Origin of the sequence: Halomonas sp. NCCP-2165 (assembly GCF_023708045.1) — a bacterium.
Lineage (GTDB): Bacteria > Pseudomonadota > Gammaproteobacteria > Pseudomonadales > Halomonadaceae > Bisbaumannia > Bisbaumannia pacifica.
Window position 1 is genome coordinate 102,281 of sequence record NZ_BRCY01000001.1, and the last position, 11,460, is coordinate 113,740.

Genomic DNA, 11,460 nt, shown 5'->3' on the forward strand with positions numbered 1-11,460 from the left:
GAAGGATTTTTGACAGGGCCAGAGCCGCAAGAAGGGAGTTCGAGGCGTGATTTCAAGGAACGAAAGGGGCGCGATACGCCGGGATGTCCGGCGTCTGGCCGGGGTGGGCCTGCTGCTGGCGACACTCGCCGGCTGTGCCTCGGCCCCCCGGGAGGCCGTCCCTCCCGACGATGTCGCCTACTTCGAGCGCCCTCTGCCCTCCCTGGCCGAGGGCGCCTTGATGTCGCCCCGCGAGGATGGTGCCTCCCTGGACTTCTCCAACCCGGCCCTGGCCCGGGTGCGCCAGGCGCTGCTGGATGCCCACGAGCGTTGGGTGGGCACCCCCTACCGCCTGGGCGGGGAGTCGTCCCGGGGCATCGACTGCTCGGCGCTGGTCCAGCGGGTCTTCGCGGAGAACTTCCGTATCGAGCTGCCGCGCACCACCCGGGCCCAGGTCCAGGAGGGCACCCCGGTGGCCCGGGACGAGCTGCTGGTGGGCGACCTGGTCTTCTTCCGTCCCCCCGGCGCCTACCGCCACGTGGGCATCTACGTGGGGGAGGGCTACTTCCTCCACGCCTCCACCTCCCAGGGGGTGATCCTCTCCGAGCTGGACAACGTCTACTGGCGACGCCACTACTGGCAGGCCCGGCGCCCCATGGAGCCTACCCAGTTGGCCCAGCGCACCACCTGGTTCGACTCCTAGGTGTTGTACGAAAGTCGGCGCTAAATAAGCGGTTTCACTTATCGTTGTGGGGCGGCGAACCTGGGCTGCCGAGTCGGAGTCCGTCATGATTGCACTGCACAGCCGCGCCTGGTGGCGCGCCACCCTGGCCCTCTGCCTGGGATCCATCATCGTCTTCGTCAACCTCTATGCGCCCCAGCCGCTGCTGCCGGCGCTGCGAGAGTTGCATGGCGTCTCGACCCTGGCCGCGGGCCTGGTGATGTCCGCGGCGACCCTGGCGGTGGCCCTGGCCCTGCTGCTCTTCGGGCCCCTCTCCGACGCCCTGGGACGGGGAGCCATCATGCGCCTGACCCTGCTGTTCAGTGCCCTGGCCAGCCTGGGCCTCGCTCTGGTGCCCGGCTTCGAGGGGCTGTTGCTGCTGCGGGTGCTCCAGGGCCTGATGCTGGGGGGATTGCCGGCGGTGGCCATCGCCTGGATGGGTGACGAGTTCGAGCCCCGGGCGCTGAGCGCGGCGGTGGGACTCTATATCGGGGCCAATACCCTGGGTGGCATCGGCGGGCGCCTGCTGGGCGGCGCCGCGGGGGAGTGGTGGGGCCTGGAGGCCGCCTTCCTGCTGATCGGCGGGCTCAGCCTGGTCGCCGTGGCGCTGTTCTGGTGGCTGCTGCCCCGGGCGCGGCACTTCCGGCCCGCCCCCCTGACGCCGCGGACCATCGCCGCCGGGCTGGCCGCCCAGTTACGCCATCCGCCGCTGCTGGGGGCCTATCTGATCGGCGGGATCAGCTTCCTGGTCTTTATCAACCAGTACAGTTACCTGACGTTTCGCCTGAGCGAGGCGCCCCACGAGCTCTCGTCGCGCTGGCTGGGGGTGTTGTTCCTGACCTACCTGGGCGGAACCCTGGGGGCCGCGTTATCGGGGCGGATCACGCGGCGCTTCGCCCAGCCCCGGGTGATGGTATTCGGCATCGGTCTGCTGATGCTGGGCAGCCTGGGGACCCTGGGTGGCTCCCTGACGGGGATTTTCGCCGCCCTGACCCTCAATGCCTTCGGCTTCTTCCTGGCCCATGCCACCGCCTCGGCCTGGGTGGGACTGCACGCCCGGGGCGCGCGGGGCAGCGCCTCGGCGCTCTATCTGGTCTGCTACTACCTGGGGGCCAGCCTCGGCACCCTGTATCTGGAGCCTTTCTGGCGGCTCTGGCAGTGGCCCGGGGTGGTGGTGGCCTCGCTGGCCCTGCTGCTGGTGCCCCTGGGCATCGCCCTCGCCCTGGGGCGCTGGGTCAGCGACCGGCCGCCTCAGGGCAGCGGCAGGCCGCCGGCCTCGTCGCCCCAGACCTCCGCCAGGCGATCCTCGCGACCACAGGCGGACTTGTAGAAGCGGTAGCGCAGCGGGTTCTTCTGGTAGTAATCCTGGTGGTAGGCCTCGGCGGGGTAGAAGGCTTCGAAGTCGCTGATCTCGGTGGCCACCTCGCGACCGAAGCGCTCCTCCACGGCGGTCAGGCTGGCTTCGGCCAGCTCACGCTGCTCGGCATTCATCGGGAAGAGGGCGCTGCGGTAGGAGTCGCCGGCATCGCAGAACTGGCGATCCACCGCGAAGGGGTCGACATTGCGCCAGAACACATGCAACAGGTCCTGGTAGTCGACCACGTCGGGGTCGTAGGTTACCTCCACCACTTCGGCATGGCCGGTACCGCCGGCCACCACCCGCTGGTAGCTGGGGGCCTCCACCCGGCCGCCACTGAAGCCGGAGGTCGTCGCGAGCACGCCGTCGACCTTGTCATAGGCCTCCTCGACGCACCAGAAGCAGCCCCCGGCGAAGACCGCGCGGGCGGGCTCCTGGGCCTGGCCCTGGGAGAGGCCGCCGAGCAGCAGCAGGGGAGTCAACAGGAGCAGAGAAAGAGGGCGCATGGGGAGTCCTCGTCGCTGGGGGGGTGTCCAGGAGACCCGTCGTGCCGCCAAGGGTTCCCCGTCAGGGACTGTAAGGAAAGGCCGCCGGTGGGTGACTCAAGGCACAAGTGCAGGCAAGCTTGCCTGGCCCCTTTTTCCTCTTGGAGACTCTCGTGATGCAGCGGCGTCGTCTTTTCCTGCTTGCCCTGGTGGCCATCGCCGTGGCCACCTTCTTCCTCGGTGGAGCCCATGAGTTCCTGACCCTGGCGAACCTCCAGGCCGAGCAGGCCGACTTCCAGGCCTGGTTCGCCGAGCAGCCCTGGCGGGTGGGCGGCGGCTTCTTCGTCCTCTATGTGCTGATGGCGGCATTCTCGCTGCCCGGGGCGGCGCTGATGACGCTATTGAGCGGAGCCCTGTTCGGGCTCGGCTGGGGGCTGGTGATCGTCTCCTTCGCCAGCAGCCTGGGCGCGACCCTGGCCTTCCTGATCGCCCGGACCCTGGCCCAGGCGCCCCTGGAGCGGCGCTTCGCCGGGCAGCTGGCGCGCATCAATGCCGGCATTCGCCGCGAGGGGGCCTTCTACCTCTTTACCCTGCGCCTGATTCCGCTCTTTCCCTTCTTCGTCATCAACCTGGTGATGGGGCTGACTCGCCTGCCGGTGCGCACCTTCTACTGGGTCAGCCAGCTGGGCATGCTGCCGGGCACCCTGGTCTATGTGAATGCCGGCCGCGAGCTGGGGCAGCTGGAATCGCTGTCCGGCATCCTCTCGCCGAGCCTGATCGCCTCCTTCGTGCTGATCGGCCTCTTCCCCTGGCTGGCCCGGGGCCTGGTGGCCCTGCTCAAGCGGCGTCGCCTGGCGGCTCGCTACGCCAGGCCCCGGGGCTTCGATTACGACATCGTGGTGATCGGCGCCGGCTCGGCGGGCCTGGTGGCCAGCTATATCGCCGCGGCGGTCAAGGCCAGGGTGGCCCTGGTGGAGCGGGACAAGATGGGCGGCGACTGCCTCAACACCGGCTGTGTGCCCTCCAAGGCGCTGATTCGTGCGGCGCGCCTGGCCCAGGAGGTACGCCAGGCACCGCGCTTCGGTATCGAGGCCGGCGAGCCGCGGGTCGACTTCAAGGCGGTGATGGCCCATGTGCATGACGCCATTCGGCGGGTCGAGCCCCACGACAGCCCCGAGCGCTACCGGGGGCTGGGCGTCGAGGTGATCCAGGGGGAGGCGCGGCTGACGACGCCCTGGGAGGTCAGCGTCGGCCCACGCACCCTGACCACGCGGCATGTGATCATCGCCAGCGGGGCCCGGCCGCGGCTGCCGGCACTGCCGGGGCTGGAGACCATCGAACCGCTGACCTCCGAGAACCTCTGGCAACTGGAGTCGCTCCCCGAGCGCCTGGTGGTGCTGGGGGGCGGCCCCATCGGCTGTGAACTGGGCCAGAGCTTCGCGCGCCTGGGCAGCCGCGTCAGCCTGGTGCAGCGCCGGCCCCGGCTGCTGCCCCGGGAAGATGAGGATGTGACCGAGGTGCTGGCCGAACAGCTCCGCGAGGAGGGGGTATCGCTCCACCTGGGCTGGCGGGCGGTGGCCATCGAGGCGGGCCCCAGCCACGGCGATGCGGGCAAGGTGCTGGTCATCGAGCGCGACGGCGACCAGGGCCCCGAGCGGCAGCGGCTGGTCTTCGATCGCCTGCTGGTGGCGACGGGGCGCGAGGCGCGGGTCGAGGGCCTGGGGCTGGAGGCGCTGGGCATCGAGACCCGCGCCGATGGCACCCTGGCGGTGGACGAGACCCTGCGCAGCCTGCTGCCCAATGTCTGGGCCTGCGGCGATGTGGCGGGGCCCTACCAGCTGACCCATGCCGGTGCCCATCAGGCCTGGCATGCCACCGTGAATGCCCTGTTCGGCGAGGTGAAGCGCTTCCGGGTCGAGTATCGCAACCTGCCGGCGGTCACCTTCTGCGAGCCGGAGGTGGCCCGGGTGGGCCTCAACGAGCGGCAGGCGCGAGACGAGGGGATCGCCTATGAGGTGACCCGCTATGACTTCAGCGAGCTGGATCGCGCCATCGCCGATGGCCAGACCCGGGGCTTTATCAAGGTGCTGACGGTACCGGGCCGGGATCGCATCCTCGGCGCCAGCATCGTCGGTCATGGGGCGGGGGAGCTGCTCGGCGAGTTCACCCTGGCCATGACCCAGGGCATTGGCCTCAACAAGCTGCTGGGGACCATCCATCCTTACCCGACCTTCTCCGAGGCGGCCAAGGCCAGTGCCGGGGCCTGGAAGAATGCCCACAAGCCCGAGCGCCTGCTGGGCGGGTTGCGGCGCTACTTCGCCTGGCGGCGGCGTGGCAGGGGAGCGGCCGCTTCGCCAGGGGCCTCCCGCGGGGTGAGCCGGCGATAGACGCGAAAGGGGGCAGCCACTGGCTGCCCCCTTTCGATGCGGTTGGCGCGTGCCGAGAGCTTAGTGCTCGACGCCGCCCTCGCCATGCACATGGCCGTGCTCGGCTTCTTCGTCGCTGGCTTCACGCACGGAGGCGATCTCGACGTCGAAGTTCAGGGTCTGGCCGGCCAGCGGATGGTTGCCATCCACGGTCACGGTGTCGCCTTCCACCTTGGTCACGGTGACCATCAGCGGACCGCCCTGGGTCTGGGCCTGGAACTGCATGCCCGGCTGCACTTCCTCGACGCCCTGGAAGGCATCGCGGGGGACTTCCTGCACCAGTGCCGGCTGGAGCTCGCCATACCCTTCGGCGGGGGCCACGGTGACCTGCAGCTTCTCGCCGGCTTCGCGTCCCTCCAGCTCCTTCTCCAGCCCGGGGATGATGTTCCCGGCGCCGTGGAGATAGGTAAGCGGGTCGCGGCCTTCGGAGCTGTCCAGCACTTCACCCGCATCGTTGGTCAGGGTGTAGTGGAACGCGACCACGGCATTTTGTGCAATTTGCATTGAGGAACCTTTCGATGAGTGCATGTCCTGACAATGGTAACGTGGTGGGTTGGGGGCTGTCAGGGGGATAGGGATTTTTTTCAGCTTTCCGGCTCCGCGCATGACGTTGATTCAAGCCACTGCGTGGCGGTTGCGCGGCTCGAGTGCCAGGGCTACCCTAGCCTCACCTTTTCTTCATCCTGACCCGTGACCGAATCCCGGCGGAGAGCGACCATGACCCTGACCCTGATCTGGCTGATCAGCTTTGCGATTATCCTGTTTTTGAGCCTCAAGCGCTGGGAGCATGGCCTCGGTGGCGTCTTCGAGAAGAAGCTGCCCGAGGTGCTGCGCACCGGCACCGACGAACGTTGGGTCTGGTGCCCGGCCCTGGCGGTGCTGGGGGCCACCTTTATCGTGCGCCCCGTGGACGTGCTGCTGACCCTGATCGTGATCGCCCTGGTGGTCACCATCGGCGGCAAGCTGGTGTGCTGGGCCATGAGCAAGGCCAAGCTGCACTGAGTCGAGGCCCGGTTTCCGGGCCCCAATGGATCACGAGGAAAAGCCCGCGGCCAAGGCCGCGGGCTTTTTCGTGGTGGCTTCTACTAGAAGGGTGGCTTCTACTAGAAGGGGCGCGACGGCGAGATTTAGTAGGGAGCGACGCTGAGGTTGGCGCCGCTGCCGATCAGGCGCACCCGTTGGCCGACCTGGAAGGGTTGGTCGGCCTTCTGCACGACCACCACGCTTTGGCCGTTGTCCTTGCGAACCTCGATCTCCCAGGCGGCGGTGCGGTTGACCGAGTCCTCGATACGGGAGCCGGCCATGGCCCCCCCGATGGCCCCGGCGGCGGTGGCCAGTTGGCGGCCGGAGCCGCCGCCCACCTGGTTGCCCAGCAGGCCACCGATCACGGCGCCGCCAACGGTGCCCAGGGCATTGCCGGAGGGGCTATCGGCCTGAATCTGCACCTGACGCAGGGCGGTGATGGTGCCGAAGGTAACGCTCTGGGCGGTCTGGGCCTGATTGCCCCGATAGACGTTGCCGCCATAGGGGGCCGTATTGGCACAGCCGGCCAGGGTCAGGGCGCCGATGGCGAGGATGGGAAGCAGACGTTTCATGGTGAACCTCCTGAGGCGGTCGGTCGGGACGAGGCCCGGGACATCCTGTCGAATGGGGAAAACAGGTTATTGAACACTGTTTGCTAACTGGATTCTATCCTTGCTTCGAAGCTTTGACCAGTCTTGGCCGGCCGTGTGCCGTCCAGTCTAGTCGGAAATGCCCCGGCGCGTGTGCCGGTCCCGGGGTAGGCGAAAGCAGGATGGTGCCGGTGGGGGCGCTCGGGGTTCAATATCGTCGGCCACTCCTGGCCGGTGGCTCTTCTCTTTCGGTAAATCAATTACCGGCAGTGCTACCCGTCGACACCCATGTAGTCCGGCTACAACCCGCGCTGCGCCCAATGGCGCATTGTGAGGTTTCTTGCACTGCACCATAGTGAATTCATGGTTCAGGGCAGGGGATCGTTACCCCCGATTCACCGACCTGGACTCGGCTACGACCCAGGCGCCATTTTTCCTTGATCCGGGCGCCAGTGGCGAAGGTCTTTCCAAGCTTGTGACCCATCGCAGTTGCAGTACCGGGCGCTTACCCGGCCCGGAAAGCGTAGCTAAGGCACCAATCACCATCGCAGATGGCTGCCCGAGACAAGCTCCCAGGGCAGTGATGACCTTACAAGAGGAACGACACCATGAACTGCACCGAACTGAGCCAACAAGCCGACCTTATTGCCAGCAGCTTCAGCAAAAAGGACCTGGCCCGGCTAGTGGTCGCCCTGAAGGGCAAAGGCGAGTCCCTGCAAGACGCCCTCGAGGTGATCGACACCATCGATACCCGCCTGGGCTACACCCTCGACGAGGCCTGGGAAGAGGTGCATGCCGGGGAGACCCGCATGGCCGCCGTCGACGAGGAGTAAGTCACCCGACCTGGCCATAAACGTCGCCCCCCTTGCCTCGGCAAGGGGGGCGTTTTCTATGGGGGGACTTGCTCCCTGCTCCCTGCTCCTTGCTCCTTGCTCCTTGCTCCTTGTTCCTTGGGGCCCATCCCCTAGCGAAGAGCCCCCGTCGCGCAGAAATCTCAGACACCGGGTTGCCGGGTTTTCCGCTGCCATTCGCGCCAAGCTATGGTGGCCCCTATCGCCTTTCTCGCTTGCGTATCTCCGTGCTTGCGCATCAGAGTGCGCACGGTCGTGGCCGCATTCCGAGCCGCGCAGAGCAAAAAAAGGGGAGGCTTTCGCCTCCCCCAATTCCAGTTTCACCTTGGTGCCATGATCAGAACTGATTCATGGTGTTGTCCTTGCCACCGGCCTTGAGGGCCGCATCGCCGTGGAAGAACTCCTTGTGGTCATCGCCGATATTGGAGCCGGCCATGTCCTGGTGCTTGACCGTGGCGATGCCCTCGCGAATCTCGCGGCGCTGGACCCCGGCCACATAGGCCAGCATGCCTTCGTCGCCGAAGTAGCCCTTGGCCAGGTTGTCGGTGGACAGGGCCGCGGTGTGGTAGGTGGGCAGGGTGATCAGGTGGTGGAAGATCCCCGCCTCCCGGGAGGCGTCGCGCTGGAAGTTCTGGGTCCACTCGTCGGCCAGGCGGCCCAGTTCGGTGGCGTCGTACTCGGCGCTCATCAGGTTGGCGCGGTCGTAGGCGCCGACATCACGGCCTTCGGCCTCCCAGGCATCGAACACCTGCTGGCGGAAGTTGAGGGTCCAGTTGAAGGAGGGCGAGTTGTTGTAGACCAGCTTGGCGTCCGGGCAGACCTCGCGGATACGGTTGACCATGCCGGCGATCTGGCCGACGTGGGGCTTCTCGGTCTCGATCCACAGCAGGTCGGCGCCATTCTGCAGGCTGGTGATGCAGTCCAGCACCACCCGATCCTCGCCGGTGCCCGGCTTGAACTGGTAGAGGCCGGAGGCCAGGCGCTTGACCTTGACCAGCTTGCCGTTCTGCTTGATGACCACGTCGCCGTTGTCGATATCGGAGGCCGAGGTGATCTCGTCGCCGTCCAGGAAGGCGTTGTACTGGTCGCCCAGGTCGCCGGGCTCCTTGGTCACGGCGATCTTCTGGGTCAGGCCGGCGCCCAGGGAGTCGGTGCGGGCGACGATGACGCCATCGTCCACGCCCAGTTCCAGGAAGGCGTAGCGCACGGCATTGATCTTGGCCAGGAAGTCCTCGTGGGGCACGGTGACCTTGCCGTCCTGGTGGCCGCACTGCTTCTCGTCGGAGACCTGGTTTTCGATCTGGATGCAGCAGGCGCCCGCTTCGATCATCTTCTTGGCCAGCAGGTAGGTGGCCTCGGCGTTGCCGAAACCGGCGTCGATATCGGCGATGATCGGCACCACATGGGTCTCGTGGTTGTCGATCTGGGCCTCGAGCTCGGCCACCTTGGCGGCGTCGCCGGCGGCCTTGGCCTCTTCCAGGGCGCGGAACAGGTGGTTGAGCTCCCAGGCATCGGCCTGGCGCAGGAAGGTGTAGAGCTCCTCGATCAGCCCGGCCACGCTGGTCTTCTCGTGCATGGACTGGTCGGGCAGCGGGCCGAACTCGGAGCGCAGGGCGGCGACCATCCAGCCGGAGAGGTAGAGGTAGCGGCGCTTGGTGGTACCGAAGTGCTTCTTGATGGAGATCAGCTTCTGCTGACCGATGAAGCCGTGCCAGCAGCCCAGCGACTGGGTGTACTTAGCGCTGTCGGCGTCATAGGCGGCCATGTCCTCACGCATGATCTTGGCGGTGTACTTGGCGATGTCCAGGCCGGTCTTGAAACGGTTCTGGGCACGCAGGCGGGCGGCATTCTCGGGGCTGATGCTCGCCCAGCCGCTACCCATGGCTTCGCGCAGTTGGGTCAATGCCTTGATATCGTCTTGGTATGACATGGGGCCTTCCTTCCTCAGTGGTATCGAGCCTTGCCGGGTGACCCACAGGTGTCGAGAAATGCTGCACCTGCGAAGTGTTTTCAGGATCGACCAGCGTCGGTGGTTTGTCTCTGCTGCCTTGGTCGAAGGTTATTCCGGTTTAAAACGAATGTTTAATGCCTGACTACAAGGTCGTTATCAAACAAATGTTTTCGGCCGGGCTTGCCAACCACTATGGCCCATGGCTGCTGGGCTCAACAATCGACACTTAGGGGAAGAAGGCGTTGTAGTATGACTACAGGAGGGCCCGGGGAGGCCCTCGTTATGTAGTGACTTTCCGTTTGGACATGGCGAGGGTGGAGACTTGCTCCGCCCTCAATCCACTAGGGAGAGACGCATGTTGCGATGCGGGATGCCGGCGTCGAGGAAGTCGTCGCCGTAGGCTTCGAAGCCGAGTTGCTCGTAGAAGGGCAGGGCATGCAGCTGAGCGGAGAGCTCCACGCTGGGATGGCCCTGGAGGCGGGCGGCTTCCACCGCCGCCGCCACCAGGCGCTGGCCGATGCCCTGGCCGCGGGCCTCGGCGAGCACCGCCACCCGGCCGATATGGGCGTCCGGCAGCAGGCGGGCGGCGCCCACCGCCACTTCGTCCCGGTAGGCCACGAAGTGCAGGCTGATGGCATCGCGGCCGTCCCACTCCTCCTCTTCGGGCACTTTCTGTTCCACCACGAAGACCCGGTGGCGGATGGGCCCGGTGGTATCGCCGAGCTCCTCCCAGTCGCCCTGGTGAATGGTGATGGCATCACTCATGGTCAGTCTCCTCGTCATCGAGCGCCGCCTCGTCCAGGGGCCAGGCGAGGCTGCCACGATTGAGCAGCTCGACCAGCAGGTCGGCGGCGCCGGGGTAGGTCAGGGTTTGGGCATCCAAGGGGGCGCGCGAGGCCAGGGTGCGGGCCAGCTCGGCGTCGCAGGCCAGGCCATCGCCATCCACGAAGAGGGTGGTCCGACCGTCGGCTTCACGACGCCAGGCGAAGCGCGAGCCCAGGCTGCGTTCCAGCCAGGCGCCGTCCTGTAGCTCGGCGACAAGCTCGGCGGCGGCCAGCGGCGTCTCCTGGGGCACCAGTTGGTCCACGTACTTGGGCTGGGTCATCACCCGGCCGAACCACTGGGCGAGCTGCTCGGGATCGTCGAGGGTGTCGAGGATCAGCCGGCGCATGCGCTCGAGTGCCGCGTCGTCGAGCTCGCCCGGGTCGGCGGGGGGGGCCATGCCGGTGTCGGCGTAGCGCAGGGAGGCGGGCAGCTGTTCGCCCAGGTAGTCGGCGAAGGAGGTCACCGCCTCGTCGGCGGAGGGCGCCCGGAAGCCCACCGAGAGGGTCATGCAGTCCGCGGACTGGCTGACCCCGTGGTGGGCCCAGCCCGGCGGCACATAGAGCATATCGCCCGGCTCCAGGACCCAGTCCTCCCCCGGCGTCACCTCGAAGCGCTGGAGGATACGCAGGTCGATGCCGTCGAGGATGGGGGCGTCGTCGGGCACGCGCCCGCCGAGCTGCCAGCGGCGCTGACCGCTGCCCTGGAGCAGGAAGACATCGTACTGGTCGACATGGGGGCCGACGCTGCCCCCCGGGGGAGCGTAGCTGATCATGATGTCGTCCAGGCGCCAGCGCGGCAGGAAGGCGAAGGCCTCGAGGAGCTCGGCCACCTGGGGGACATAGTGGTCCACCGCCTGGACCAGCAGGGTCCAGTCCCGCTCGGGGAGCCTGGCGAAGACGCTCTCATCGAAGGGACCGTGGCTGACCTGCCAGGGGCCCTGGGGACCGCGCTCTTCCACTAGGCGTGCCTCCACCCCGGCCTCGCAGGCCAGGCCGGCCAGCTCGTCCGGCGCCAAGGGGCACGGGAAGTCGGGGAAGGCGCCGCGAATCAGCAGCGGTTTCTGCTGCCAGTAGTCGCGCAGGAAGTCGGCGGCGCTAAGGCCGCCGAGCATGGGCAGTGGCGTATCGGTCGACATAGGGATCCTGGGACTCGAATGGGGTGGAGGAGCAACCGGGCCATAGCGTGAAGCGGGAAGAGCGCCCGCTTCACGGGCTTGAGCTGGAAGCCGGAAGTCGCCCCTGGCGCCTGCGGC

General features: G+C 67.2%; 11 protein-coding genes. 5 read left to right on the forward strand and 6 right to left on the reverse strand.

The window, feature by feature from the left end; all coding sequences use genetic code 11:
- Positions 1 to 46 precede the first annotated feature (46 nt).
- Together NFU04_RS00445 and NFU04_RS00450 are read left to right on the forward strand one after the other, a co-directional pair.
- Complete coding sequence (locus NFU04_RS00445) at positions 47 to 682, forward strand: C40 family peptidase (protein ID WP_459382053.1); 636 nt, start codon at positions 47 to 49, stop codon at positions 680 to 682.
- Between the two features lie 85 nt (positions 683 to 767).
- Positions 768 to 2,030 (forward strand): MFS transporter, encoded by a 1,263-nt coding sequence (locus NFU04_RS00450; RefSeq protein WP_251307585.1) that lies wholly within the window; start codon positions 768 to 770, stop codon positions 2,028 to 2,030.
- Here the strand turns inward: NFU04_RS00450 and msrA are convergent.
- On the reverse strand, positions 1,952 to 2,563 hold the full coding sequence (gene msrA / locus NFU04_RS00455) for a peptide-methionine (S)-S-oxide reductase MsrA (protein WP_251307586.1): 612 nt from the start codon (positions 2,561 to 2,563) through the stop codon (positions 1,952 to 1,954). The two genes, NFU04_RS00450 and msrA, sit on opposite strands and share 79 nt — an antisense overlap.
- A gap of 155 nt (positions 2,564 to 2,718) precedes the next feature.
- Between msrA and NFU04_RS00460 the strand changes: the two genes are divergently transcribed.
- Positions 2,719 to 4,929 (forward strand): FAD-dependent oxidoreductase, encoded by a 2,211-nt coding sequence (locus tag NFU04_RS00460; protein WP_251307587.1) that lies wholly within the window; start codon positions 2,719 to 2,721, stop codon positions 4,927 to 4,929.
- Between the two features lie 60 nt (positions 4,930 to 4,989).
- Here the strand turns inward: NFU04_RS00460 and NFU04_RS00465 are convergent, their stop codons facing one another.
- Positions 4,990 to 5,472 carry an FKBP-type peptidyl-prolyl cis-trans isomerase gene (locus tag NFU04_RS00465; protein WP_146801590.1) on the reverse strand — a complete coding sequence of 161 codons (483 nt, stop codon included), beginning with the start codon at positions 5,470 to 5,472 and terminating at the stop codon, positions 4,990 to 4,992.
- A 213-nt stretch (positions 5,473 to 5,685) separates the two neighbouring features.
- Here NFU04_RS00465 and NFU04_RS00470 point away from each other — a divergent pair, with 213 nt between their 5' ends.
- Positions 5,686 to 5,970, forward strand: a complete 285-nt coding sequence (locus tag NFU04_RS00470; protein ID WP_251307588.1) for a hypothetical protein — start codon at positions 5,686 to 5,688, stop codon at positions 5,968 to 5,970.
- Positions 5,971 to 6,095: 125 nt separating this feature from the next.
- Here NFU04_RS00470 and NFU04_RS00475 read toward each other — a convergent pair whose 3' ends face one another.
- Positions 6,096 to 6,563, reverse strand: a complete 468-nt coding sequence (locus NFU04_RS00475; protein ID WP_251307589.1) for an outer membrane lipoprotein — start codon at positions 6,561 to 6,563, stop codon at positions 6,096 to 6,098.
- A 626-nt stretch (positions 6,564 to 7,189) separates the two neighbouring features.
- Between NFU04_RS00475 and NFU04_RS00480 the strand changes: the two genes are divergently transcribed.
- Entirely contained in the window at positions 7,190 to 7,414 is a 225-nt protein-coding gene (locus tag NFU04_RS00480) for a hypothetical protein (RefSeq protein WP_146801587.1), read from the forward strand.
- A gap of 355 nt (positions 7,415 to 7,769) precedes the next feature.
- Here NFU04_RS00480 and NFU04_RS00485 read toward each other — a convergent pair whose 3' ends face one another.
- The 3 genes from NFU04_RS00485 to NFU04_RS00495 all read right to left on the reverse strand — a co-directional run bounded on the left by NFU04_RS00485 (position 7,770) and on the right by NFU04_RS00495 (position 11,343).
- Positions 7,770 to 9,362, reverse strand: coding sequence for an isocitrate lyase (locus NFU04_RS00485; protein ID WP_251307590.1), 1,593 nt, complete (start codon positions 9,360 to 9,362; stop codon positions 7,770 to 7,772).
- Positions 9,363 to 9,716: 354 nt separating this feature from the next.
- Positions 9,717 to 10,148 (reverse strand): GNAT family N-acetyltransferase, encoded by a 432-nt coding sequence (locus tag NFU04_RS00490; protein WP_251307591.1) that lies wholly within the window; start codon positions 10,146 to 10,148, stop codon positions 9,717 to 9,719.
- Entirely contained in the window at positions 10,141 to 11,343 is a 1,203-nt protein-coding gene (locus tag NFU04_RS00495) for a cupin domain-containing protein (RefSeq protein WP_251307592.1), read from the reverse strand. The genes NFU04_RS00490 and NFU04_RS00495 overlap by 8 nt, the downstream gene beginning before the upstream one ends.
- Positions 11,344 to 11,460: the final 117 nt, after the last annotated feature.

What these genes read in the sequence shown, in the direction of transcription:
- NFU04_RS00450 (WP_251307585.1), top strand. Translation starts at nt 768, where the DNA reads ATGATTGCACTGCACAGCCGCGCCTGGTGGCGCGCCACCCTGGCCCTC.
- msrA (WP_251307586.1), bottom strand. Translation starts at nt 2,563, where the DNA reads ATGCGCCCTCTTTCTCTGCTCCTGTTGACTCCCCTGCTGCTGCTCGGC.
- NFU04_RS00460 (WP_251307587.1), top strand. Translation starts at nt 2,719, where the DNA reads ATGCAGCGGCGTCGTCTTTTCCTGCTTGCCCTGGTGGCCATCGCCGTG.
- NFU04_RS00465 (WP_146801590.1), bottom strand. Translation starts at nt 5,472, where the DNA reads ATGCAAATTGCACAAAATGCCGTGGTCGCGTTCCACTACACCCTGACC.
- NFU04_RS00470 (WP_251307588.1), top strand. Translation starts at nt 5,686, where the DNA reads ATGACCCTGACCCTGATCTGGCTGATCAGCTTTGCGATTATCCTGTTT.
- NFU04_RS00475 (WP_251307589.1), bottom strand. Translation starts at nt 6,563, where the DNA reads ATGAAACGTCTGCTTCCCATCCTCGCCATCGGCGCCCTGACCCTGGCC.
- NFU04_RS00480 (WP_146801587.1), top strand. Translation starts at nt 7,190, where the DNA reads ATGAACTGCACCGAACTGAGCCAACAAGCCGACCTTATTGCCAGCAGC.
- NFU04_RS00485 (WP_251307590.1), bottom strand. Translation starts at nt 9,362, where the DNA reads ATGTCATACCAAGACGATATCAAGGCATTGACCCAACTGCGCGAAGCC.
- NFU04_RS00490 (WP_251307591.1), bottom strand. Translation starts at nt 10,148, where the DNA reads ATGAGTGATGCCATCACCATTCACCAGGGCGACTGGGAGGAGCTCGGC.
- NFU04_RS00495 (WP_251307592.1), bottom strand. Translation starts at nt 11,343, where the DNA reads ATGTCGACCGATACGCCACTGCCCATGCTCGGCGGCCTTAGCGCCGCC.